This window comes from Nocardia sp. NPDC050175, from assembly GCF_044459885.1.
Taxonomy (GTDB): domain Bacteria; phylum Actinomycetota; class Actinomycetes; order Mycobacteriales; family Mycobacteriaceae; genus Nocardia.
The window spans coordinates 12,475-35,777 of the sequence record NZ_JBITJI010000009.1 but is presented as its reverse complement, the minus strand read 5'-3'; the positions used below and the strand labels follow the sequence as shown (position 1 = coordinate 35,777).

Genomic DNA, 23,303 nt, shown 5'->3' with positions numbered 1-23,303 from the left:
CACGATTCGCTCACTCATGACGACACCGTTCCTATCGGCCCCGGTAGCGCGGCCGCGTCGCCGGGCGCCTGGCGGCCACTGCTGGCCGCCGGGCCCGGTAAGCGTGTCGCTCGGGGTCCGCCATTCATGTCGGTATCCAGTTTGCGCAGGATCAGTCCTTCTCGCAGCGCCCACGGACAAATCTCCAGGGATTCCAGCGATAGTGCCCGCATACTCGCCTCCGCGACCAATGCGCCAGCCACCAATTGCTGTGACCGATCGGAACTTACGCCTTCTAATTCTGCACGGTCGGCCGCCGTCATCCGCGAGATGAACGCAATCAGTTGGCGCAGACCTGAGCTGGTGAGTGTACGACGCACCCGAGGGCCCGCCGCCGAGGGTGCCGCTCCGGTCAGCCTGGCCAGCGAGCGGAAGGTCTTCGATGTCCCGACCGCCAGATCCGGTTTCCCGGTGTCGAGCAGCTGTTTCGCGGGCAGCGCGAGCTCCGCGTCGAGCCAGTCGCGCAGCACGTTGACGCGGCGCTTGCCCGGCGGATCCTCCTTCAGCCACTCCCTGGTCAACCGTCCGGCACCGAGCTGCAGCGACAGCGCGAGATCGGGTTCCTCGTCGCCGCCGCTGGTCATTTCCAGCGAACCGCCGCCGATGTCGAGATTGAGGATGCGGCCCGCGCTCCAGCCGAACCAGCGGCGCACCGCGAGGAAGGTCAGCCTGGCCTCGTCGACCCCGGACAGCACCTGCAGCGCGACGCCGGTCTGCGCGCGAACACGCGCGAGCACGTCCTCGGAATTGGTCGCCTCGCGCAGCGCGGAGGTGGCGAACGGCATCAGCTCGACGCACTTGGAAGTCTCGGCGATGCTGGCGAACTCGGCGACGGTGGCGATCAGCCGCTGGGCACCCGCCTCGGTGATCCTGCCCTCGTCATCGATGTTTTCCGACAGCCGTAAAGTGGCCTTGGTCGAGCTCATCGGCATGGGGTGACCACCCCGATGCGCGTCCACCACCAGCAGGTGAACGGTATTGCTTCCGACATCGAGTACCCCAAGCCGCACATGAACACGGTACTGGGTGATCCGGTCCTATAGGTTAAGCGACTGAACTGTTAGCGTTCCGAGGTGTGACGGTAGGCGCATCAACCAGCGGCCCGACCCGGCCCCGACCAGCGGGGAAGATCGATCCGAGTCCCGAGGTCGATATGGATTTCCCCCGCGAATGGATCGAGTTCGTCGATCCAGCAAACGACGAGCATCTAATCGTCGCCGATCTGACCTGGCTACTGTCGAGCTGGACGTGCGTCTTCGGCACGCCGGCCTGCCAGGGCATCATCGCCGAACGACCCGACGACGGCTGTTGCTCGCACGGCGCGTTCCTCTCCGACAAGGACGATCGCAAGCGGCTACAGAACGCTGTGAAAATGCTCACACCCGAGGATTGGCAGCTCATGGGTGAGGCGAAGGACGCGGCGGGCAAGGTCGTCAAGAAGGGTTACCTGGAGCTCGACGAGCTGGAGGACGAGCCCGCGCTGCGCACCCGGCGCTTCGACGGTGCCTGCATCTTCCTGAACCGGCCCGGCTTCGCGGGCGGCGTGGGCTGTTCGCTGCACAGTATGGCGCTGCGGCGCGGCATCGAGCCCCTCGAGGTGAAGCCGGACGTGTGCTGGCAGTTGCCGATTCGGCGCACCCAGGAGTGGGTGGACCGGCCCGACGGCGTGCAGATCCTGCGCACCACGGTCACCGAATACGACCGTCGCGGTTGGGGTCCCGGCGGCGAGGACCTGGACTGGTACTGCTCCGGCTCGCCGGACGCCCACGTCGGCACCCGGCCGGTCTGGCAGTCCTACGGCCCGGAGCTGAAGGAACTGCTCGGCGCGCCCGCGTACGAGGAACTGGCCAGGCACTGCAAGCGGCGACAAGGGCTCGGGCTCATCGCGATTCACCCGGCGACGGTGCACGCGGAGCGGATGCGCGACAGCGCCGATCACGCCACCGCGTGAGGCCCTCGGAATGCGAGCTTGCACCTCGTTCACCTCGAAGGCATGCGATCTTCACCTATTTGCGGTTTGATGTGCGGTCATGTCCAAGAAAGTTTTGACCATGGCCGCCGTCGCGCTCGGCGCCGCGCTCTGTCTCCCCGCAGTCGCCAACGCCGAACCGAACGGTGATCCCGCCAAGTACGCCGACTTCACCGCAGACTTCCTGCCCGCCAACACCCCCGAGGCCCCCGGCGCCGCGGCGGCAGGCAAGAACCTGATCATGAGCCCGTACGGCACCTCGCGCACCATCGCGTGCCGCGGCACCAATGCGGCGGATGTGTACGACTGCATGCAGGAAGACGACCTGGGCTGGATCTCGTTGCGCAAGATCGACGTTCCGGGAGTCGGCCCGACGTGGACCTACCTGCCTTAAGACGCAGACAACTGAGTTACGGCCGAGGGCATCGCAGCGCCCTCGGCCGTTTCTTGTGCCTGACAATGGAATTCGTGCACACAGGCAGCACTCGACCCCCGACCGGGGTCGGCAGTCGTTGGCCCGCCAGAGCTTTAGCTCACGCCTCTAACTTGTAGCCCAGCCCGCGGACCGTGACGAGATGTTCCGGCTTGGCCGGGTCCGCCTCGATCTTCGAGCGCAGCCGCTTCACGTGCACGTCAAGGGTTTTCGTGTCACCGACGTAGTCGGCGCCCCAGACGCGATCGATCAGCTGCCCGCGGGTGAGGACCCGGCCGGAGTTGCGCAGCAGGTATTCGAGCAGGTCGAATTCCTTGAGCGGCAACGTCACCGGCTTGCCGTTCACCAGCACGGTGTGGCGGTCCACGTCCATCCGGACGGGGCCCGCTTCCAGCACGCCACTCTCATTGGTGCCGTCCAACTCGTCGCCCGCGCCGCGGCGCAGCACGGCCCGGATGCGCGCGATCAGCTCGCGCGCCGAGTATGGCTTCGTCACGTAGTCGTCGGCGCCGAGCTCGAGCCCGACCACCTTGTCGATCTCGCTGTCCCTTGCCGTCACCATGATCACCGGCACGCCGCTGCGGGTGCGCAACTGCTTGCACACGTCCGTGCCGCTCATGCCTGGCAGCATGAGATCGAGCAGCACGATGTCCGCACCGGACCGATCGAACTCGGCGAGCGCGGATGGCCCGTCACCGACAACGGTGACTTCGAAACCCTCCTTGCGCAGCAGGAACGCGAGCGGATCGGCCAGCGACTCCTCATCCTCGACGATCAACACACTCGTCATCTGCGTGCCTCCACACCATTGGGTCGGCCCGGCCCCGAGGGGCGCGGGCTTGTTTCTCTCATGCTCACCGTCGGGCCTGCGGAATCCTCTTCTCCGTCGGCCTCGTGGTGGGCAGGTATTCGCAGGGTGAACGTCGAACCGGTGCCCAACTTGCTCCACAGGGTGATCTCACCGTTGTGGTTGGCTGCCACGTGCTTGACGATAGCCAGGCCGAGGCCGGTACCGCCGGTGGCGCGCGAGCGGGCCTTGTCCGATCGGAAGAAGCGTTCGAACACCCGCTCTTGGTCTTCTTTCGCGATGCCGATGCCTCGATCGGTCACGGCCATCGCGACATGGTCGCCACGTAATGACCGGCTGACCGACACATGGGAGCCGGCCGGTGAGTACGCTATCGCGTTCTCCACCAGATTTGATAGGGCTGTGACCAGCAACGTTTCGTCGCCGAGCACTTCGAGCCCGCTTGGCCGGTCGGTACTGACGGTGATTCCGGCGGCCTCGGCGGCGGTGCGCGAGCGGTCCACCGCCTGCATGACGACGGTGTCTACGTCGACCACCTCGAGCTCGGGCAGCTTCTCCGCACCCTGCAGCCGGGACAGCGCAATGAGTTCGGTCACCATTTTGCCGAGTCGCCGGGATTCGCCCAGTACGCGCTGTCCGAAATGCCGGACTGCCTCGGGATCCTCGGCGGATTCGAGCATCGCCTCGGCCAGCAGGCTCATCGCGCCGACCGGGGTTTTGAGCTCGTGGCTGACGTTGGCGACGAAGTCGCGCCGGGTGGCCTCCATCCGGGCCTGCTCGGAATCGTCGTCGGCGAACAGCACGGTGAAGTTGGTGTCTTCGCGCGATAGCTGGCGGGCCACGCCGCGCACCGCGATCCGGCCGCGGCCGGGCACCGGGTTCTTCGCGGTGAGGTCGAACTCGGCGGACTCGCCGGTGGCCAGCACCTTCTCCACCGCGGCCCAGGCGCGCTCGTCGAGCAGCCGGTTGCGGACCAGGCCGAGTTCCTCGGCGCGCGGGTTGACCAGCACCACGTCGCGGTATTCGTCGACCACCGCGATGCCGCTCTCGGAGGCGAGCACGATCAGGTCCAGCACCTGCGACATCGTCAGGCCGGAATCCGCTTGCCTGCGGGCCTGCTGCCTGGCATTCATATAGGGGATAAGTAGCCCGCCGACTGCCAGACCTACGACAGCCGCAAGGACTGCCAGTAGGACGGCTTGCGGAACACTCACACCTGAATCGTACGGTCGCGTAGGACGTATCCAACTCCGGGTACACGATGTTTCGTGCAGGTCATGGCCACTTCTGACACTGTTAGCCAGCCGTTTACGTGCTGTTGGGTATGTCTAAGCCGCGTCGTTGTGTGTGCTGGTCGAGGCCAGATTTCCGCCGTCTTCGCCGTCGTGGCCCGCCAGGCCCGCGCCCACGGCGCGGCCGTGTTTGTCGACCCAGTCGCCGAGCGCATAGATAGGGATGAGCAGATCGCGGCCCGCCTCGGTCAACTCGTATTCGACGCGCGGCGGGGCTTCGGCGTAGCGGTGCCGGTCGATCAGGGTCATCCGTTCCATCCGGCGCAGAGTCTGCGTCAGCATCTTCTGGCTGATGCCACCGATCGCGGCTCGCAGGTCGCCCGGGCGCATCGGGCCGTCGCGCAACAGATAGACGACGACCGGTAGCCAGGAGTTTCCGAAGACATCGACGCCGATCCGGGCGGGACAGTCGGATTCGAAAGCGCCGTAGGGCGCGAACTCGACCTGTTCGGCGGTGCTCGGCTCGGACACGGCGGTCATGTCGTCCAGCATGCCAGCGTCGTTGCGCACCCGCAGGTGCCTATTGATCTTCCTAGCGTTTGTGCCGAAGACCTTTCGAGCAAGGAGTCGATATGCGAATCGGAATCATCGGGGCGGGCGCGATGGCGCGGGCACTGGGCGGCGGGTGGGTCGCGGCGGGGCACGAGGTCCTCGTCGGGGCCAGATCGGCCACTGCGGCAGGTGAATTGGCGGCGGCGATCGGGGCCAGATCCGGAAGTATCCGGGACGCCGCCGGTTTCGGCGACGTGGTGTTGCTCGCGCTGCCGGTGGGCGCCCTCGAGGAGGCGTTGCGGACGACCGGCGGGTTACTCGACGGGCGGGCGGTGATCGACTGCACCAATGCCTTTGCACCGGATGACGCGGCGCCCGCAGGCGCGACGGCGTTCGTGCTCTCGGAAGACGCTGTCGCCGAACGTATTGCGGCAGGGGCGCCAGGAGCTCACGTGGTGAAGGCGTTCAACGTCTGCGCTGCCGAGGTGTGGGAGTCGCACACTCGCGTGTTCGAGGGACGCAGGCTGGCGGTGCCGCTGTGTGGTGACGACCCGGATGCGCTCCGACAGGTCGCCACACTGGTGGAAGACCTGAAGCTGCAACCGCTTTCCGCTGGCGGGCTGCACCGGGCGAAATATCTGGAGGCGGTGTCGGTGTTCACCGTCGGGCTGTGGTTCGCCGGACTGGACGCACGCGCCGTCTTCCCGCCGCTGACTGCGGCGTTCGCCGTCGCAGACTGACGATGAAAACCGGCCTGAGCATGCACTATTCGCTCATACCCCGCGAGTACTAGCTTTGATGCGCGATAAGTGCACGCTCAGACCGGGTTACGGTTTACCAGCCCGGGTTCCCGCGTAGCGGGATATTCACGAAACTTGGCTGGTTCTGGTCGAGCAGCAGGTGTTGCGGGCGCAGTCCGCTGTCGACGAGTAGCGGCATCGGCGGCACGCCCCTCGGGAAGTTGCCTGCGTAGACGTCTACGCGCAGCCGGTGGCCCGGTTGCAGCACCGCTTCGATACCCGGCACCGAAATGTCCAGTGCCGTCGGCTGTCCCGGCACGGTGGGTTGTCTGGTGTCCAGCGACAGGTCCGGCACCGGCTCGGTGTAGTCGCCGTTCGGCAGGCGGGTGCTTCGGCCCTCGTCGATGGCGCGCAGCGAGGAGACCAGCTGCCCGGAGGACAGCACCGACGACTGCCCGTCGGGAGCAACGTCATTCACCGTGACGGTCCAGTAGCCGTCGGTCACGTCGTGCACCGTGTTGAGCCGCACCGCGATCGGGCCGGAAATGCTGGTCGGCTCGGCGACCGGCGCGCTGGTGAAGGTGAGCCCGCCGAGTTCCTGGATCCGCGCGTCTTTGCTGCAGCCATCGATGATCGATGTCACGCCCGCCGATTCCTGCGCCATGTCCCGCGAGCACACCCCGGTCAGGCCGGGCGCGACGGTGAGCTGGTCGACGGCCGGGCTCGGCGCGCCGAACAGTGAACCGTCGTGCACGCTGGTCGCGGTCCCACTGGGCGCCGCGGACAGGTACATCCGCCGGTAGTCGACGCCGGGCTGTGGGAAGGACGGCGAGGTGATCCAGCCGCCGCCTTGCTGGCGCACCGTCACCGGACCGTACTGATCGATGCCGTTGTCGATTCCCTTGAGCCACTTGTCGAACCACGCGCGCTGCAGCACGTCCATTCGCGGCGGCAGGCCGGCACGGCCGGACTCGTTGCCGTTGCTGATGTGGTAGCCGTCGCCGACGAAGAGCTGTTTCTGCCCGGGCGGCAACGGAATCTGCCGATACACGTCGGCCTGCGAGTTGACGAACACGTCGTGCCAGCCGCCGGTCACGAAGGTGGGCACGGTGATTCGGCTCGGATCGTTCTCCCACGACTGCCGGAACGGGCTGTCCGCTTGCAGCAGCGACTGCACCTTCGGATCGAGCTGGTCGATCTGCGGAGTGACCAGGACGTTCAGCAGTGCGTCGACGAAGGTGAACGGATCGGCCAGCCGATCCTTCAGCCACTGCAGGTCGAACTGACCGCGAGCCGCCGACGCGAGATCCGGCACCAGCTTGGCGCCGTTGACCGCGAGCAACCAGGCGGGCATGAAGGTGACGCCGATGGCACCGCCCGGTGCGACCAAGTCGCGGAACGGGTTTCGGCTCGGCACCACCGGGAAGATCGCCTTCAGCGCGGGCGGGTTCTTTGCGGCGACTTGCAGTTGATTCAGTCCGGAGTAGGAGACGCCGTTCATTCCGATGTTCCCGGTGGACCATGGCTGGTGCGCGGTCCAGTCGATCACCTCGACCGTGTCCTGCTGTTCCCGATAACGCAGCAGATCCCAATCACCTTGGGAGAAGCCGGTTCCCCGGACATCGACGACGACCTGGGTGTACCCGCTCTTGATCAGCTGACGATCCACGGTGAAGTTGCGCAGCAGACCGCCGCCGAGTGCCTTGGTCAGATCGGTGATGCCGGAGAACGGGGTGCCCGACAGGTCGACGTCGCGCGCCACCTGCATGACCGCGTCGGACAGCCACGGGATCGAGATCATGCTGTCGGCGATCATCGAGCCCAATTTGGTGTAGGGCGTCATATTGACGATGGTCGGTGTCGGTGTCGAAATCGGCTGTCCCGCAGCATCGGCCGGGTGATAGACGTTGCCCTTGAGCACGGTGCCGTCGCTCATGGTGATCGGCACGTCCCATTCGATGAAGACGTTCGGGTATTGCTGCGGGCCGTCCTCGGTGGCGGCCCATGCGGCACCGGTGGCGCCGCCGTCCGGGCCGACCGGCGTCGCGGTGGCCGAGGGTGAAAGGAAGGGGGACAAGGCCACCGCCGCGACGAGCAACGCCGCGGTTCGGAGCGCATACCTCATTGGATCCACTCTCTTCGGGAACAGATGCTCTCTAACCGTAGGAAGGGAACCAGAAACTGTCTCAGATTGATGGCAGAACAGCGAAAAATCATGCAGGTTCACAAATATCCACGCGCGGAACTGAGACAACGCCAGAAATGCGAAAGGGCGCCTTCGCTCGAAACTCTCGAAGCGAAGACGCCCTTTCGGGTATTCAGACCGAAATCACCAACCGGGATTTCCGCGCACCGGCACATTCACGAAGCTCGGCCGGTCCGGATCCAGTTGCACGTGCTGCGGTTTCAGCCCGGTATCGAGCAGCATCGGCAAGATCGGCAGACCCTTCGGGAAGTTGCCCGCGTAGACGTCGACGCGCAGGCGGTGGCCCGGCTGCAGGATCGCCTCGGTGGCAGGCAGCGCGATGTCCAGGGTCGTCGCCTCGCCCGGCACGGTCGGCTGCCGGTGGTCGAGCGAGGTGAACGCCCGCGGATCGGTGTAGTCGCCGTTGGCGGACTTGCTGCTGTTGGCCTCGTCGACCTCGCGCAGCGACGCCATCACCTGCCCGGAGGACAGCACGGTGGACTGCCCGTCCGGCGCGACGTCGTTGACCGTGGTCACCCAGTAGCCGTCCGCCGCGTCCTGAACGGTGTTGAGCCGCACCGCGATCCGGCCGGAGACGGTGGTCGGCTCGGTGACCGGGTTGCTGGTGAAGGTCAGCCCGTTCGACTCCTCGATCCGCGAGTCCTTCGCGCAGCCGTCGATGATCGACAGGATGCCCGCACTGCCCTGTGCCGCGTCGTTGGAGCACAGGCTGGTCAGGCCGGGCGCGACGGTGAGTCGCGCGGTATCACCGTTGGCGGCCGCGGTGAGCGATCCGTCGTACACGCTGTTCGCGGTGCCACTGCGGTTGGCGGACAGGTACATTCGCCGATGCGTCGGCTCCTGCGCGCCGGAGTTCTCGGTCGGCTCGGCGAACGAATCGGTGGTGATCCAGCCACCGCCCTGCTGGCGCAACGTGATCGGGCCGTACTGATCGATGCCGTTGTCGATGTCCTTGAGCCACTTGTCGAACCACGCGCGCTGCAGCACATCGAGCCGCGGCGGCAGGCCGGGCTTGGCGTACTCGTTGCCGGAATTGACGTGGTAGGTGTTGCCCATCAGCAGCTGCTTCTGACCGGCGGGCAACGGAATCTCGTTGTAGATCTTCGATTCCGAGTAGGTGAACAGGTCGTGCCAGCCGCCGGTGACGAAGGTCGGCACCTGAATCTTGGACGGATCGCTCAGCCAGCCTTGGCGCGGCGTCGAGCTGCCGGTGAGCAGTTCCTTGGCGCGCGGGTCCAGATCGTCGATGCGCGCGGTGGTGTAGACGTTGAGCAGCACGTCCATGAACGTCAACGGATCTCGCACCCGATCGGCCAGCCACTGGGTATCGAACTGCCCGTTGAGCACCGACGCCAGGTCGGGCACCAGCTTGAGCCCGTTGATCGCGGTCAGCCAGAGCGGGATGAAGTTGAAGCCGAAGCCGCCGCCGGGTGCGAGCACGTCGTTCATCAGGTCGCTGCCCGGCACCACGGGGAAGATCGCCTGCAGCGCGGCCGGGTGCTTCTCGGCGGCCTGCACCTGGTTGATGCCGGAGTAGGAGATGCCGTTCATGCCGATGCGGCCGTTGGACCACGGCTGCGCTGCGGCCCAGTCGATCACCTCAACGGTGTCCTGCTGCTCGCGCTGGCGCAGCATGTCCCAGACGCCCTGGGAGAAGCCGGTGCCGCGCACGTCGACGACCACCTGCGAGTAGCCGCTCTTGATGAGCTGGCGGTCCACGGTGAAGTTGCGCAGCTCGCCGCCGGCGAAGCCCTTGGTCAGGTCGGTGACGCCGGACAGCGGGGTGCCGCTCATATCGATCTGGCGGAGCAGGCCGAACAGGGCGTCGGACAGGCCGGGGATGGCCTGCGCGTGATCGGCCAGGTTCGACACCAGCTTGGTGTACGGCGTGAGGTTGACGACCGTCGGCGTCGGCGTATCGATCGGCCTGCCGGACGCGTCCGCGGGGCGATAGACGTTGCCCTTCAAGACAGTTCCGTCACTCATCGTGATGGGGACGTCCCATTGGATGTTGATGTTCGGATACTGCTGCGGACCGTCCTGGGTCGCTTGCCAGGCGGCGCCCGCGGCGCCGCCGTCGGGACCGGTCGGTGCGGGAGCGGCGGAAGCGCCGCTGGTGAGGAAGGGGACGAGCATCGCGGCGGCAACTGCCGCGACTGTTGCGCGCAACACGTGCTTCATCAGTCGTGATCTACCTCTCGGGCTGGTCGAACGACCAAAGTGTACATACCTACTTGTCGGTAATGACAAGGGGTAACACGTACTGAATTCGAATAGAGGTTCACATACAGCAACCTGAGCGATCAGGCCACGCCCAAACCCCAGGTGGCGAGCGTTTCGCCGGGCGACCATGGCGAGAACCAACGCTCACTGTGCAGTTACCCGAACTCGCCATCGACCACTGGCACTCAGCCCGCTACTGTGTCGGAGAACACCTCTGACCAGCGCGGATCTAACCCGAGCCCGGACGCATCAGCAAATGCGCAGCGAGACCGCTCAGGCCAGGCCGGACCATCCGCCCGCACTGAAACAGCAACGCGCTGCGCCCAATTCAGGACGCAGCGCGTTGGTCAGTGGTCGAGAAGTGTTACTTGCCACCCTGATTGGCGACAGCGGCGGCGCCCGCGGCGGCCGCTTCCGGATCCAGGTACTCGCGAGGACGAACTGGGCGCAGGTTCTCGTCGAGCTCGTACCGCAGGGGAATGCCGGTCGGAATGTTCAGACCGGCGATGTCCTCGTCCGAGATCTGATCGAGGTGCTTGACCAGCGCACGCAGCGAATTGCCGTGTGCGGCAACCAAAACCGTCTTGCCGGTGAGCAGATCCTTGGAGATGGTGTCCTCCCAGTACGGGACCATCCGCTTGACCACGTCGAGCAGGCATTCCGACTTCGGAACCTCGATACCGGCGTAGCGCGGATCGCCCTCCTGGCTGTACTCGTCGCCCGGGTCGATCGCCGGCGGCGGGGTGTCGTAGCTGCGGCGCCACAGCATGAACTGGTCGTCGCCGTACTTGTCCCGCACCTGGGCCTTGTTCTTGCCCTGCAGCGCGCCGTAGTGCCGCTCGTTGAGCCGCCAGTCCCGGATCACCGGGATCCAGTGCCGGTCGGCCGCGTCCAGCGCGAGATTGGCGGTGCTGATCGCGCGGCGCAGCAGCGAGGTGTAGACGACGTCGGGCAGGATGCCGTGCTCGGCCAGCAGCTCCCCCGCGCGCTTGCCCTCGGCGATGCCCTTGTCGGTCAGGTGCACGTCCACCCAGCCGGTGAACAGGTTGAGGGCATTCCATTCGCTCTCGCCGTGGCGCAGCAGCACGAGGGTGTAGGTCATGCGGGCCATCCTTTCATGTGCGGAAAATGGGGTCGCAGCGTTCCCCGCGAGGTCAGGGCCTCAGTCGAGGTCGGCGGTGGCGGCGTGGCCCGCGGCGAGCACGCCCGCGCCGACGAGGGTGGCGCCGTCGGTGATCTGTGAGAGGACCACGCGCAGGTCGCGGGTGAAGTCGAGGGCGGCGTGCTTTGCCAGCGCCGCGCGCATCGGATCCCACAGCGGCGCACCGGATTGCGCGAAGCCACCACCGATGACGCAGATGTCGACGTCGAGCAGCGCCGCGGCCGAGGCGATCGCCTGGCCGAGCGCGGTACCCGCCCGGTGCAGCGCGGCGAGGGCGATCTCATCGCCCGCGTGCGCGGCCTCGGACAGTTGCTTGCCGGTCGTGCCTTTCCAGCCCTGCTGCGTCGCCCAGCGCACCGAGGACATGCCGCTGGCGACCGCCTCGACACAGCCGACGCCACCACACAGGCAGGGCGTGTCCCAGCCGGGCACCACGATATGACCGATGTGCCCGGCATTGCCGGTGCGTCCGACGACCACCCGGCCGTCCGCGATGATCCCGCCGCCGATCCCGGACGAGACAGTCATCGCCAACCCGTTCGGGATCCCGCGCAGCGCGCCGACATGATGCTCGGCCAACGCCAAGCAGGCGCCGTCGATGGCGAAACTGATTGTCGCCGTGGGGAACAGCTTCTGCACGGCGGCGACGATCTCGAAGCCGGACTTCCATTCGGGGATGTTCAGCGGAGCGGTGATGCCGGTGCGGACATCGACCGGTCCGGCCGAGCCGATGCCGATCGCGGTGATCGGTGCGTCCCCGGCGACCTCGAGCAACAGGGCACGGCAGGCCTCCCAGACCGCCTCGGGCGGCACGACGATCTGACGCACGTCGTGCACCGTTGTGCCGTCGTGGACGAGACCAGCCGCGAACTTCGACGCGCCGATGTCCAGCGCAAGAACCGTCATCGCAGTGAATTTACGGCTTGTCGGCAGCGTCTAACAGATGTTCGAAGGCGCGCAGGTTCTTCAGCGATTCACCGCGCGAAACCCGCCACTTCCACTCTTTGCGAATGGATTCGGCGAAGCCGAGTTCGAGCAGCACATTGAAATCGGCGTCGACGGCCTCGAGGATCTGACCGAAGAGCCGGTCGAGCTCGTCGGCGGTGACGGCGTGCGTGGCGGTCTGGCCGACCAGATAGATGTCGCCGACCCGGTCCAGCGTGTAGGCGACGCCGTACAGCCTGCGGTTGCGCCGCAGCAGGAATTTGTAGACGCCCTCGAAGTTTTCGTCCGGCTTGCGGCAGACGAACGACTCGATGCGCACGCCGTGCTTGCCGACGGTGAGCATCACAGTGGTCTTCAGCTTGCGCTCACCGGGGAGAATAACGACGAAGGTTTCCTCGCCGGAACGCTCGTGCTCGATCTCCCGGTCGCGCAGGGTCTCAGCGATCAGCTGAGCAGTAGCCTGCACTTCGTTCACCGACGTGCTCCCATCCGACGCCGCCACAGCGCCCGCGACCTGGCCTGACTGGATTCCAGGCTAATGCGTTCACCGGGTACCCAATCACGCACGTCGTCACGCAACGCACCGCTGCTCGCGGCCACTCGGCCCGCGCCGATCCCGGCCCGCTCGGCCCGGAAATCTTCGAGTGCGGCGGAGTAGCTGGCGAGCAATCCGTCGGCGGTGTGCTCCCAGGAGAAGTTGGCGGCATGCTCGACCGCGCGCCCGCTCATCCGGCGCAGGCGGTCGGGATCGTCGAGCAGATAGCCGAGGGCGCCCGCCCAGTCCGGTGTGCGGTGACCGGGGACCAGCAGGCCGGTTTCGCCGTGCCGGACGGCGGTGCCGAGGCCGCCGACGTCGGCGGCGAGCACCGGGGTGCCGCTGGCCTGGGCCTCGATCGCGACCAGTCCGAAGGATTCGTTGTAGCTCGGCACCGCGACCAGATCGGCGGCGCGATAAACCAGCACCAAGCGGTCCGGCGGCTGCGGCGGCAAGAAGGTGACGCGGTCGGCGATGCCGAGCGCGGCGGCCAGCTCGATCAGCGCGTCCGGGCGTTCCAGGCCGGTGCCGGACGGGCCACCGACGATCAGCACGCGCAGCTTGTGGGTGGGATCGGTGCGCAGCACCTCGGCCGCGGCGCGCACCAGCACGTCCGGTGCCTTCAACGGCTGGATCCGCCCGACGAACGCGACGACCTGTTCGTCCGCTGCCAGGCCGAGTGCCGCGCGAGCCGCCGCCTTGTCGCCCGGCTGATACCGGGTCAGGTCCGCACCGGGCGGCACCACGTCGATGCGCTCGGGCTCCGCGCTGTACAGCTCGACGAGCTGGCGGGCCTCGTCGGCAGTGTTGGCGACAAGTCGATCTGCTTCGCCGATGACCTGTTTCTCGCCGATCTCGCGGGTCATCGGCTCCGGACAGTCGCCCTCGGCGAGTGCGGCGTTCTTCACCGCGGCCAGCGTGTGTGCGGTGTGCACCAGCGGCACCCGCCAGCGGTCCCTGGCCAGCCAGCCGACCTGGCCGGACAGCCAGTAGTGCGAGTGCACGAGGTCGTAGTAGCCCGGCAGGTGGCGCGCCTCCTGGCGCAGCACTTCCGCGGTGAACGGGCAGAGCTGGGTGGGCAGGTCGTGCTTGTCGAGTCCCTCGAACGGGCCTGCCACCACGTTGCGCACCAGCACGCCGGGACCCGCCTCTTGCACGGGCGGCAGATTGGAGGCGGTGGCCCTGGTGAAGATCTCCACCTCGGTGCCACGACGGGCCAGCTGGAGCGCGGTTTGCAGCACATAGACGTTCATGCCGCCCGCGTCGCCGGTGCCCGGTTGAGCCAGTGGTGAGGTGTGCACCGATAGCACGGCGACACGGTTCGGCCGTAGGTCCGGGCGTTGACTCACACTATCCATAGTGCACGTTGGATTCCCGGCCTCCATACCGTCACGCCCCCAAGTGAGAGCTATCACAGGCGTTCGGTGAAACCGATCACACTGTCGCGGCACGCCGACCTGGGACGACGCCGGTCGTCGAGGTATTTACAAGCTGTCGGCGAACATGCTGATCTCGGCGACGAAGCGGGCCCGATCCTCGATGAACAGACCGTGCTTGGCGCCCTCCCAGAACGACGCACGCGCGTCCGGCGCGGCCTCGAAGACGTAGCGGCCGTTGTCGATCGGGACCACCGGGTCGTCGGTGCCGTGCAGCACTAGCACCGGAATGTCCAGTGTGCGAAGGGTTTCCGTGTTGTCGACGGTCCGGTAGAACAGCGCCTTGCGCACCGAGGGCGCGGTGGCGAGGCTGGCGCCGAACAGTCGCTGGGCGTCGGCGCCCTTGTCCGCGCCGGGGCCGGTGTTGGCGTTGCCGAAGGCGCCGAACGCGCGCACCGCGCGACCCGCGCTCTCCTCGAAGACGCCGGGCATCGCGGCCGCCATGGCGGCACCCGTCGCCGCGCCGGGGACGTCGCGGCCGATATTCGCTTGCGAACTGGTGAAGACGACGCCCGCGATCGCGCCGGTGCCGTAGGCGGTCAGGTAGTCGCTGAGCACGATGCCGCCGTAGGACCAGCCGAGCAGGATCGCCCCGGTCTCGACGCCCTCCGCCGCCAGCACGGCCGCGACGTCGGCGGCCCAGTTCTTCGGGTCGTCGTAGCCCGCGGCGGGCGCATCGGAGTAGCCGTGGCCGCGCAGGTCGACGGCGAGCACCCGGAAGCGCGCGGCGAGGTCGTCGGCCGCCTTACCCCAGCAGCGCAGATTCGCCGACCACCCGTGCAACAACACCAGCGGACGCGCGTCGGCGGGGCCGCTCACTCGGTAGACGATGTTCGTTCCGTCCGCGCTCACCGCGTCCCGAATAGCCATACCGATCAGGCTAACGGTGATCCCCGCAACAGCGCCCCTGCCCGCAAACGGCCTGCACCCTAGGATCAGATTTTATGAGCACTCGCACCGCTGTTGTCACGGGAGCCAGCTCCGGCATCGGGGAGGCCACCGCCCGGGAACTGGCCAAACAGGGCTATCACGTCTACGTCGGCGCCCGCAGGCTCGATCGCCTGCAGCGCGTCGCCGACGAAATCGGCGGCACCGCACTGGAACTCGACGTGACCTCGGACGAGTCGGTGCAGGCTTTCGCCGACGCGATCGAGCGCGCCGACATCCTGGTCAACAACGCGGGCGGCGCGAAGGGCCTGGCCTCGGTCGCCGAGGCCGACCTGGACGACTGGCGCTGGATGTGGGAGACCAACGTGCTCGGCACGCTGCGCCTCACAAAAGCGTTGCTGCCCAAGCTGATCGCCTCCGGCGACGGCCTCATCGTCACCATCACCTCGGTCGCCGCCTTCGTCGCCTACGACAACGGCGCGGGCTACACCTCGGCCAAGCACGCGCAGGCGGTGCTGCACCGCACGTTGCGTGGCGAGTTGCTCGGCCAGCCGGTGCGCCTCACCGAAATCGCGCCGGGCGCAGTGGAAACCGAGTTCTCGCTGGTCCGTTTCGACGGTGACGAGGAGCGTGCCGCCAAGGTCTACGAGGGCATCGATCCGTTGGTGGCGCAGGACATCGCGGAGATCATCGGCTTCGTCGCGTCGCGGCCGTCGCATGTGAATCTCGATCAGATCATCGTCAAGCCCCGTGACCAGGCCGACGCGGGTCGCTTCGCGCGGCGCAACTAATAGCTGAAGCGAATTACCCACTGGCGGCAGCGGGTTAGCGGAAAGATTGCTGAATCTTCGCCGGACACCTGCTGCCGTTAGCATCTGAGGCTTTGACGTCTACCTCAGATCGGAGTTGTCGACTCATGTTCAAAGGCTTCAAAGAGTTCCTCATGCGCGGGAACGTCATCGATCTCGCAGTTGCTGTCGTGATGGGCACTGCGTTCACCGCAGTCGTCACCTCGGTGACCAAAGGTGTCGTGAATCCTTTGCTCGCGGTGTTCGGCAATCAGAACGAGCTCGGCCTCGGCGTCCAGCTGATCGCGGACAAACCCGCGACCTTCATCCAGATCGGCCCGATCATCACCGCGTTCATCAACTTCTTCGTGGTCGCCGCCGTGCTGTATTTCGTGCTGATGCTGCCGATGAAGACGATCAAGAATCGCTTCGGCACCACGAAGGCGGCCGAGCCCACCGAGACCGAACTGCTCATCGAGATCCGCGACCTGCTGGCCGAGCGGCACGATGCCGTGCGCGCCGAGCGGGCGGCCGATCGCGCAGTCGAGAACGACCCCGAACTCGATTCGTCGCTGCGGCGCTAGTCACTGCCAGACGGCGCGCACCTCGTCGGCCGCGGCCTTGCCCTGGCGCAGGCCCGCGGCGAACACCGCGGGCCAGCTGGATCGGTCGTCGAGATCCGGGCCGAAGGTTTCGATCGCGACGGGGTCCGGGACGATCCGGGCGACGCGGCGCACGCTCGACGGCACCGTCGTCGGGAAGACGTGGGCCAGCGGTTCGATCAGGATCAGCGTCGACATGCCTTCGGCCAGATCGGCATTCGAGCCATTGCGGAGCGCGCCGTCGATGTAGCGGTGCGCGCCGATGGTGACCGGTGCGGCCAACCCCGGCATCGCCGTACTCGCGGTGACCGCCTGGTGCACCGGCACACCGTCGGTGCCGCGCCAGACCTTCGGCTCGCCGGAATCTATGTCGACGGTCGGGATGAGCAGGTTCGGATGCGGCCAACCACCCACGCCCACCAGGTCTTTCATTCGCTCGATGCGGACCTGCTCCGGGCTGGTCGTCGCGCTCAACGCGAGTTTGCCGACGCGATGCAGCGCGGCCGATTTGTCCTTGCCCGCGCCGCGAAGCACCTCGAAGACCTCCGCCGTCACCGCGGGATCCACGATCAGCGCGGGGGCGGCGTCGGCGGGCAGTTCGGCGTAGGCGTTCAGGTCTCGACCGTCGGCCAGCCCCGCCGCGGCGATGGCGCCCGCCGAGGTGCCGACCAGGAGGTCGGCGTCGGCCAGCTCGATCCTGTTGCGGCGCAAGCCTTGTACAACACCGAGTAACCATGCGGTGCCGACCACCCCGCCCGGACCGAGCACTACCGCACGACCACTCACATCACCCTCCGAACCTCGATCCAGCTGAGATCGAGACTAACGGGGCGGGCCGGGCGCGACCGGGGTCGCGGAGACCACCGAGGTGGAGCCGTCCTCGGCCGACATGGTCTTCCAGGTGGCCCAGTCGATGGTCCAGTCGTAGAGATCGCCGTCGGCGGCCGACATTTGGATGGAGGTGCCGGTGACTTCCACCGGATCGCCGTACAGCGCGGTCGGGAAGTACGCCTGAGCGTCGCCCGGCGACAGGTTGATGCAGCCGTTGGTGACGTTCGAAGACCCTTGGGCGGACACCGATTCCGGGTTGGCGTGGATGAATTCGCCGTTGTTGGAGATGCGTACGGCCCAGCGCTCGCGAACGTTGGTGTAGAACGGCGGATTCGACATCATGAAGTCTTCGTACTTCTCGGTGACCACGTGCAGCCCGGAGCGGGTGACGTTGCGTGGCTCGTTGCCCTCGCCGTAGCTCACCGCGAAATCGAAGATCGTCTTGCCGTTCTGGACCACCTGCATGCGGTGGCTCGGCGCGTTGGCCTTCACGATCTGGCTGCGGCCGATGCGGAAATCCGTTGTCAGATCGGTGTATCCGTAGTTGCCGCCGCCGAGATCGAGCCCGTAGAGCTTGGCCGAGACGTGCACGGTGGTGCCGGGCACCCAGTAATTCTTGGGGCGCCAATGCAATCGGGAGCCGTTGTCGTCGGGGAACCAGGCCCACGCGCCCTCGGTGGGCGGGTCGGTGGTGAGGGTGAGCGCCTTCTCCACCTCGGCCTTGTTCTGCACGGAAGCCTTGAACTGCAGGATGATCGGCGCGGCGATGCCGACCTCCTGGTTGTCGGCGATATTGATGGTCGCCGGGACGGTGTTCTTCGGCGTGAGCGTGCTGAACTTGCCGTCGATCGGGACGGGTTTGTGATCGGTGCCGATCGCGGTGCCCGACCAGGTGTAGGTGGCGTCGTAGCCGAGCGGCTCGGTGATCTTGTAACTGCGCTTGTCCGGGGCGAATTCGCCCGCGACCTGCTTGCCGCTGGCGTTGGTCAGCGCGACCTGATCGATGGTGCCGTCGGCGACGGTGACCGAGGCGGCGGCGGTCGGGTTGACCTTCTTCGCATCGTTCTCCGGTGCCAAGGTGACCTTGGCGACGGGGCCCGGCTCGCGGGGAGGATTGCTGTTGCCGCCGCTGCCGCTACTGCATCCGGCCACCAAGGCGACCACGACGAACAGCACGGCCGACACGGCGGCAACCGGTCTACGGATCCCTGGACGGTTGCTCACCTCATCGAATTTACGCGGGCAAAATCGTTCGGTCGGCTAGCGAACGGTGTGGTGTCCGTTTCACCCGGTTAGAGGATGACATCAACCGTGACGGGTTCCGGCTCGAGCCGGATGCCGAATCGCTCGGCCACTCCATCGCGCACCGTCCTGGCCAGATCCACCAGATCCGCGGCGGTCGCGCCGCCGCGATTCGTCAGCGCAAGCGTGTGTTTCGTGGACAAACGGGCCGGCGCAGCGGGACCGGGAAAACCCTTGGCGAACCCGGCCCGTTCGATGAGCCAGCCCGCGGAGAATTTGACGCCGTCCGGCGCCGGATAGGTCGGCACCGTGACATCACCCACATGCGCCGAGATCGCGGCCAGCACCTCGGGGACCCGGTCCTCGGGCACCACCGGGTTGGTGAAGAAGGAACCGGCGCTCCAGGTGTCGTGATCGGCCGGGTCGAGGACCATGCCCTTGCCCGCACGCAGCCGTAGTACGGCATCGCGCACCTCGGCAGCCGGGCGGGATTCGCCGTTGCCTGCGCCGAGCGTGGTGGCGAGCTCGCCGTAGCGCAGCGGTGCGCTCGTGCCGCTCGGGTCGAGGGCGAAGTCGACGGCGAGCACCAGGGCGTCATCGCGGTGCTTGAGCACGCTGGTGCGATAACCGAAACCGAGCTCGCCGGGCTCGACCCAGCGGATCGCGCCGCTGCGCCGATCGAGCAGCCGCACCCGGCGCAACAGGTTCGCCACCTCGGCGCCGTACGCGCCGACGTTCTGCACCGGCGTCGCCCCAGCCGAACCCGGAATTCCGGACAGGCATTCGAGGCCGCCGAGCCCTGCCGCGACGGTGGCCGCGACGACCGCGTCCCAGTTCGCACCCGCCTCGGCCAGCACGCCGTCCGCGCTCAGTTCCACACCCTCGGTCGCCACCCGCACCACCACGCCGTCGAAACCGTCGTCGCTGATCAACAGGTTGGAACCGCCCGCGATGAGCAGCACCGGAATGCCCGCCGCGTCCAGCGCGCGCACCGTCGCGACCAGCGCTTCGGTGGTGTCACATTCGGCGACCGTGGCGGGCCCGCCGACCCGCAGCGTGGTCAGCTCGGCCAGCGGCACCGATTCGCGGATCCGGGCGCCGGTGGCGGCCAGCACATCCGACGGCACCACACGTGAAGTTCGCACAGGCAGACGGTAGCGTGTCCGACCATGGCTACACCGCTGGCGTACACGGCCCGCTACTCGCATCCCGCTGCCGCCGTGCGCGCGGCGTTCGCGAACGACCAGTACTGGAAAGACCGCGTTGCCGAGGTCGGCGGGCCGAACGCCCGGCTCGACTCGGTGAGCGTCAACGGCAACCAGATCCGGGTGCAGCTGGTGCAGGCCATCGCCGCCGAGCTGCTGCCCGCCGCGATCACCGCGGTGCGCCCCGGCGACCTGATCATCCCCCGCGTCGAGAACTGGGACGGCGATGCGGCCACCTTCCAGGCGACCGTGGAGGGCGCGCCCGCCGAGGTGCGCGGCACCATCACGCTGCGGGAGGACGGCGCGGGCTCGACCGCCGCCGCCAACGGCACCATCGAGGTGAAGATCCCGCTGTTCGGCGGCAAGATCGAGTCCGCGATCGCCGAGCACCTGACCGAGGTGCTGAAGAACGAGGAAGAGTTCACCAACACCTGGCTCGACACGCACTGACACGCGGGTGTCGGTATCGATTCGACCTGATCGATACCGACATCGGCGACCACAACGCGCGAGGCCATCGAGCGCCGTTCGCGGCCCGTCTCGCGTCCGAGTGGCCGAAGCGCATGCGCCGCGGGCGCTAGTCTCGGCCGCTCGGACGCGAGACACCCGGGGGCCGCGAACACGCCGCGCCCGCGCGGCCAAAAATACAGCCCAGTAATCTCTCGACTCATGGCCCGTCGACTTGATTACTCCGCGCGCTACCCGCTGCACACCACCAAAGAGTTGTACGCGGCGCTGACGAACCGCGACTACTGGGACGCGCGGATGGCCGAGATGCGGAAGTACTCGCCGGGGAACGAAGTAGCGCATTTAGAGGCTGGGGACGGCGGCATCGAGGTCGAGCTGCACCACGTCCTGCCGCGCGAGATGCTGCCGGAGATCGCGCAGGCCGTGATGCGCAAGGACATGATCATCACCCGCAAGGAAACCTACGGGCCGTTCGGTGCCGAGGAAGTCACCGGCAAGTACTCGGCCGCGATCCCGGCCGGGCCGGGCAGCCTGGGCGGCACCATCCGCCTGTTCCCCACCGACACCGGTTGCACCATGCGCTTCTCCTCGGAGGCGAAGGTGTTCATCCCGATGGTCGGCCCGCGGCTGGAGCAGCTGATGCTGGTGAACCTGGTCGATCTGTTCCGGGCCGAAGCGGAATTCACGGTGCAGTGGCTCGACGAACACCACCCAACCAGCTGACCAAGCCGGTCGGCAGCATCACCCGCGGCACCACCGGGGTCAATCGACTGCGGCGCAGTGACCGCTGGCTGATGCACGACGAGCTGGTGGCCGGGCGGTTGCGGGCGGCGGGCGATCCGCTGGTCGTCGATCTCGGGTACGGGGCGAGTCCGTGGACGACGCTGGAATTGGCCGCGCGGCTGCGCACGGTGCGACCGGACGTACGGGTCGTCGGGTTGGAGATCGATCCGGAACGGGTGGTGCCCGGCCGTGACGGGGTCACCTTCGCCCGTGGCGGGTTCGAATTGGCCGGTCTCCGACCGGTTTTGGTGCGTGCGTTCAACGTCCTGCGCCAGTACCCGGAGTCGGCGGTGCCCGCGGCGTGGTCGACCATCCTGTCCGGGCTCGCGCCGGACGGTCTGCTGATCGACGGCACCTGCGATGAGCTCGGCCGCCGCTGCGCCTGGGTCCTGCTGGACCGCGCCGGCCCGCGATCGCTCACCCTCGCCTGGGACCCGTTCACCGTCGACCAACCCTCCGACATCGCCGAGCGACTGCCGAAAGCCCTGATCCACCGCAACATTCCGGGCGAGCCGATCCACGGGCTGCTCACCGCCGCCGACCGGGCCTGGGCCCGCGCCGCGCCACTGGCCCCCTACGGCCCCCGCATCCGCTGGCGCGCCGCCGCCGAATCCCTACGCCTGGAAGGCTTCCCGCTGCGCGCCTACCGGCGGCGGATGCGCGACTGCGTGCTGTCGGTTCCGTGGGTCACCGTCGCGCCGAATCTCTAACTACCCCAAGCGGATTGAGCTGGCGACGACTTTTCCTGCGGTGCTTCTCTATTCGCCCCGGCTACGCCCCGGTCAATGCTCGATACACCCGGGACGCCCCGCGTGGCGTCAGACTGCCACCGGCCGAACGGATTTCGTCGCTGGTGCAGCGGTTGATGGCGATCGCGTCGGCGACCACCTCGTCCAGCGCGGACTGTCCGACGTCCGCCTCGGCCAGGTCGAGCACCGTGCGCAGCGGTGTGGTCACCAGGAACGGCCCGGCGGACTCGATCTCGGTACCGATCAACGAGCGCCGCAGCACCACTAGTCGCGGTGTCACCGGCGGACGGCCCGAACCCACCGATAGGTGCAGGAAACGAGGACGTAGTCGCCCGATGCCGTGCAGCTCCGCCGCGCTGTGATGCGAGACCGCCGCGGCGCCGTCGAACCAGGCCGCCCACATGGCGTATTCGTCGAGCGGACCGGCGGGCCACTCGGCTAGTCGCAACAGGCCGACCCCGGCCCTGGTCACCGAGCCGTCGCCGAGCGCGATGCGGACCCGGACCTCACATCGGGTGCGCAAGACCTGACGGGTGGTGAAGAAACCCGCGTGGCGACCGGCCAATCGGCGCAGCACCCGCCATCCGTGGTCCGCGGAACCGAGTGCGCGGCCCGCCGCATCGCCAGCCATGTGCATCAGGCTACGCTCGATTCTTGTGTCACATGTCACATTCGATCCCCTCAATGCCCCCTCAGAGACGGCACAGAAACTTGGGGAAGAATCAGCCGCATGAGTACGAAGCCACCGTCCACCATGACGATCAACCGGCGGGCCCTGCTGATCGCCCTGATCGTGGTAGCGATATTGCTCGCCACGGCCCTGGTCGGCGGCGAGGCGTATTACCGGCACACCGTGTCGCGCTGCATCAGTACGCAATTCGAGAAGGAAATGGGCTCGAAGATCGATGTGAGCTTCGGTGCCAGACCAATCCTGATCACCGCGATCGACGGCAAGGTGCCGACGGTGAAGGTGGACAGCGACGACACCAAGTTCGGCCCGGCGGTCGGCATGGTGGTGCACGCCGAGTTCCATGACGTCGAGCTCACCGACCGCGGCCGCGGCGGCGGGGTGATCGGCAGTTCCTCGGCCGATGTCACCTGGAACAACGACGGCATCCGGCAGACGCTCGGCGGTCTGGTGAGCGGCGTGAAATCGTCCGCGAGCTCGAACATGCTGACCCTGGACGTGCTCGGCGGGCTGGCCCAGTTGCAGGTGCAGCCGGTCATCAAGGGCGGCGCGATCGAGGTGGAGACGATGTCGGCGCAGCTGCTCGGCATGGGCCTGCCCACCGACCTGGTGCAGGGCATCGTCGAGGTGTTCACCAAGAGCCTGCAGAGCTACCCGTACAACATGCGGCCGACCGAGGTGAAGGTCACCGACGACGGCATCGCCGTCAAGCTCGCGGGCACCCGCACCGAGCTGCCCGCCCCGGAGAGCAACGCCAGCGCCACCTGCTCCTGACCCGC

At 67.3% G+C, this 23,303-nt stretch carries 24 protein-coding genes; 9 read left to right on the top strand and 15 right to left on the bottom strand.

Going from position 1 to position 23,303, the window contains the following annotated elements; genetic code table 11:
- Positions 1-14: 14 nt before the first annotated feature.
- A complete protein-coding gene (locus ACIBK2_RS28800) occupies positions 15-1,049 on the bottom strand; it encodes a hypothetical protein (RefSeq protein ID WP_396971580.1) in 1,035 nt (344 codons plus the stop codon).
- Between the two features lie 143 nt (positions 1,050-1,192).
- Between ACIBK2_RS28800 and ACIBK2_RS28795 the strand changes: the two genes are divergently transcribed.
- Both ACIBK2_RS28795 and ACIBK2_RS28790 read left to right on the top strand, forming a co-directional pair.
- Complete coding sequence (locus ACIBK2_RS28795; RefSeq protein WP_396971974.1) at positions 1,193-1,990, top strand: hypothetical protein; 798 nt, start codon at positions 1,193-1,195, stop codon at positions 1,988-1,990.
- Positions 1,991-2,069: 79 nt separating this feature from the next.
- Positions 2,070-2,402, top strand: a complete 333-nt coding sequence (locus ACIBK2_RS28790; protein WP_396971579.1) for a hypothetical protein — start codon at positions 2,070-2,072, stop codon at positions 2,400-2,402.
- 139 nt (positions 2,403-2,541) lie between these two features.
- On the opposite strand, the gene ACIBK2_RS28785 is transcribed toward ACIBK2_RS28790, so the two are convergent.
- From ACIBK2_RS28785 to ACIBK2_RS28775, 3 genes are all read right to left on the bottom strand, one after another.
- Positions 2,542-3,231: a response regulator transcription factor gene (locus ACIBK2_RS28785; protein WP_069160635.1), complete on the bottom strand. Its 690-nt coding sequence runs from the start codon at positions 3,229-3,231 to the stop codon at positions 2,542-2,544.
- Positions 3,228-4,463 (bottom strand): cell wall metabolism sensor histidine kinase WalK, encoded by a 1,236-nt coding sequence (locus ACIBK2_RS28780; protein WP_135233643.1) that lies wholly within the window; start codon positions 4,461-4,463, stop codon positions 3,228-3,230. Before ACIBK2_RS28780 ends, ACIBK2_RS28785 begins: the two co-directional genes overlap by 4 nt.
- A gap of 114 nt (positions 4,464-4,577) precedes the next feature.
- Positions 4,578-5,051: a winged helix-turn-helix transcriptional regulator gene (locus ACIBK2_RS28775; RefSeq protein WP_396971576.1), complete on the bottom strand. Its 474-nt coding sequence runs from the start codon at positions 5,049-5,051 to the stop codon at positions 4,578-4,580.
- Positions 5,052-5,113: 62 nt separating this feature from the next.
- On the opposite strand from ACIBK2_RS28775, the gene ACIBK2_RS28770 reads away from it, so the two are divergent.
- Positions 5,114-5,773, top strand: coding sequence for an NADPH-dependent F420 reductase (locus ACIBK2_RS28770; RefSeq protein ID WP_396971575.1), 660 nt, complete (start codon positions 5,114-5,116; stop codon positions 5,771-5,773).
- Between the two features lie 94 nt (positions 5,774-5,867).
- On the opposite strand, the gene ACIBK2_RS28765 is transcribed toward ACIBK2_RS28770, so the two are convergent.
- The 7 genes from ACIBK2_RS28765 to ACIBK2_RS28735 form a co-directional block, all read right to left on the bottom strand.
- On the bottom strand, positions 5,868-7,898 hold the full coding sequence (locus ACIBK2_RS28765; RefSeq protein WP_396971573.1) for a CocE/NonD family hydrolase: 2,031 nt from the start codon (positions 7,896-7,898) through the stop codon (positions 5,868-5,870).
- A 204-nt stretch (positions 7,899-8,102) separates the two neighbouring features.
- Positions 8,103-10,160, bottom strand: a complete 2,058-nt coding sequence (locus ACIBK2_RS28760) for a CocE/NonD family hydrolase (RefSeq protein WP_396971571.1) — start codon at positions 10,158-10,160, stop codon at positions 8,103-8,105.
- Positions 10,161-10,566: 406 nt separating this feature from the next.
- A complete protein-coding gene (locus tag ACIBK2_RS28755; protein WP_396971569.1) occupies positions 10,567-11,304 on the bottom strand; it encodes a phosphoglyceromutase in 738 nt (245 codons plus the stop codon).
- 60 nt (positions 11,305-11,364) lie between these two features.
- Positions 11,365-12,270, bottom strand: a complete 906-nt coding sequence (locus ACIBK2_RS28750) for an ROK family protein (RefSeq protein ID WP_396971567.1) — start codon at positions 12,268-12,270, stop codon at positions 11,365-11,367.
- A 10-nt stretch (positions 12,271-12,280) separates the two neighbouring features.
- Positions 12,281-12,757, bottom strand: a complete 477-nt coding sequence (locus ACIBK2_RS28745; protein ID WP_396971972.1) for a YbjN domain-containing protein — start codon at positions 12,755-12,757, stop codon at positions 12,281-12,283.
- Positions 12,758-12,780: 23 nt separating this feature from the next.
- Positions 12,781-14,202, bottom strand: coding sequence for a D-inositol-3-phosphate glycosyltransferase (gene mshA, locus ACIBK2_RS28740; protein ID WP_396971565.1), 1,422 nt, complete (start codon positions 14,200-14,202; stop codon positions 12,781-12,783).
- Positions 14,203-14,328: 126 nt separating this feature from the next.
- Positions 14,329-15,150 (bottom strand): alpha/beta fold hydrolase, encoded by an 822-nt coding sequence (locus ACIBK2_RS28735; protein WP_396971563.1) that lies wholly within the window; start codon positions 15,148-15,150, stop codon positions 14,329-14,331.
- A gap of 74 nt (positions 15,151-15,224) precedes the next feature.
- Here ACIBK2_RS28735 and ACIBK2_RS28730 point away from each other — a divergent pair, with 74 nt between their 5' ends.
- Both ACIBK2_RS28730 and mscL read left to right on the top strand, forming a co-directional pair.
- On the top strand, positions 15,225-15,959 hold the full coding sequence (locus ACIBK2_RS28730) for an SDR family NAD(P)-dependent oxidoreductase (RefSeq protein WP_396971561.1): 735 nt from the start codon (positions 15,225-15,227) through the stop codon (positions 15,957-15,959).
- Positions 15,960-16,084: 125 nt separating this feature from the next.
- A complete protein-coding gene (mscL, locus tag ACIBK2_RS28725) occupies positions 16,085-16,540 on the top strand; it encodes a large conductance mechanosensitive channel protein MscL (RefSeq protein ID WP_396971559.1) in 456 nt (151 codons plus the stop codon).
- Here mscL and ACIBK2_RS28720 read toward each other — a convergent pair whose 3' ends face one another.
- The 3 genes from ACIBK2_RS28720 to ACIBK2_RS28710 form a co-directional block, all read right to left on the bottom strand.
- Positions 16,541-17,344 carry a patatin-like phospholipase family protein gene (locus ACIBK2_RS28720; RefSeq protein WP_396971557.1) on the bottom strand — a complete coding sequence of 268 codons (804 nt, stop codon included), beginning with the start codon at positions 17,342-17,344 and terminating at the stop codon, positions 16,541-16,543.
- Positions 17,345-17,380: 36 nt separating this feature from the next.
- Entirely contained in the window at positions 17,381-18,613 is a 1,233-nt protein-coding gene (locus tag ACIBK2_RS28715) for an Ig-like domain-containing protein (RefSeq protein WP_396971555.1), read from the bottom strand.
- A gap of 68 nt (positions 18,614-18,681) precedes the next feature.
- Positions 18,682-19,776, bottom strand: coding sequence for a UDP-N-acetylmuramate dehydrogenase (locus ACIBK2_RS28710; RefSeq protein ID WP_396971554.1), 1,095 nt, complete (start codon positions 19,774-19,776; stop codon positions 18,682-18,684).
- Between the two features lie 24 nt (positions 19,777-19,800).
- Between ACIBK2_RS28710 and ACIBK2_RS28705 the strand changes: the two genes are divergently transcribed.
- The 3 genes from ACIBK2_RS28705 to ACIBK2_RS28695 all read left to right on the top strand — a co-directional run bounded on the left by ACIBK2_RS28705 (position 19,801) and on the right by ACIBK2_RS28695 (position 21,797).
- Complete coding sequence (locus ACIBK2_RS28705; protein WP_396971552.1) at positions 19,801-20,286, top strand: DUF2505 domain-containing protein; 486 nt, start codon at positions 19,801-19,803, stop codon at positions 20,284-20,286.
- Between the two features lie 219 nt (positions 20,287-20,505).
- A complete protein-coding gene (locus ACIBK2_RS28700) occupies positions 20,506-21,027 on the top strand; it encodes a DUF2505 domain-containing protein (protein WP_396971550.1) in 522 nt (173 codons plus the stop codon).
- Positions 20,997-21,797 (top strand): class I SAM-dependent methyltransferase, encoded by an 801-nt coding sequence (locus ACIBK2_RS28695; RefSeq protein WP_396971548.1) that lies wholly within the window; start codon positions 20,997-20,999, stop codon positions 21,795-21,797. The genes ACIBK2_RS28700 and ACIBK2_RS28695 overlap by 31 nt, the downstream gene beginning before the upstream one ends.
- A gap of 61 nt (positions 21,798-21,858) precedes the next feature.
- Here the strand turns inward: ACIBK2_RS28695 and ACIBK2_RS28690 are convergent, their stop codons facing one another.
- A complete protein-coding gene (locus ACIBK2_RS28690; RefSeq protein WP_396971546.1) occupies positions 21,859-22,467 on the bottom strand; it encodes a hypothetical protein in 609 nt (202 codons plus the stop codon).
- Between the two features lie 99 nt (positions 22,468-22,566).
- On the opposite strand from ACIBK2_RS28690, the gene ACIBK2_RS28685 reads away from it, so the two are divergent.
- On the top strand, positions 22,567-23,298 hold the full coding sequence (locus tag ACIBK2_RS28685) for a DUF2993 domain-containing protein (RefSeq protein WP_396971545.1): 732 nt from the start codon (positions 22,567-22,569) through the stop codon (positions 23,296-23,298).
- The last annotated feature ends 5 nt before the right edge of the window (positions 23,299-23,303 follow it).